This is a genomic window from Bacillus hominis, assembly GCF_018332515.1.
Taxonomy (GTDB): Bacteria; Bacillota; Bacilli; order Bacillales; family Bacillaceae_G; genus Bacillus_A; species Bacillus_A hominis.
In genome coordinates, this window is record NZ_BOQD01000602.1 from 1 (window position 1) to 556 (window position 556).

Here is a 556-nt window from a genome sequence, read left to right on the forward strand (position 1 = left end):
CAGCCGATTTTCTCCAAACAACACAATTTATAAAATCTACTTGTTGTTCACCTAAACTATTTCGAAACCCTCTATTCACCGCAACACATATTCGTGCATAAGCGACACCTTGTTTTGTGTAGTATAATTCTGGCTCCTTTGTCAATCTACCGATTAATACAACTCTATTAAATCTCTGTATTAAATTATATGTGTAATAATTTAATAACACTGATATAAAAACCTTCTCTTAATTTCTACATAATATTCTTGTGTAGAAATTATCTTCTATCTCCTCTTCCTTCTTGATTAGCAATAATATTTTTATTAATAGTTCATTCAAGAAGAAAGTCCCAATGAACATAGAAAATTTTTCGATGTCATCACTTCCAATCCGTACGTTAAAATTAATATGTTTAGTGTACTAACCACAATTGAATAATCAAACTCAATTTTGCCTTATCCTTTAAATAGCCTCATAATGTTCGGAATTTAAGAAAACTCAAATCTAACATCTTTAAACTTAATTATCTATATTATATAATGTTAATAACTTAACTACATATGAAGGTTGTGA

1 protein-coding gene is annotated in these 556 nt (G+C 28.2%); it reads right to left on the minus strand.

Annotated features, from left to right (window positions below):
- Positions 1-211, minus strand: a 211-nt coding sequence (locus tag KI356_RS27575; RefSeq protein WP_212937048.1) for a single-stranded DNA-binding protein, incomplete at its 3' end; no start/stop codon positions are given.
- Positions 212-556 lie beyond the last annotated feature (345 nt).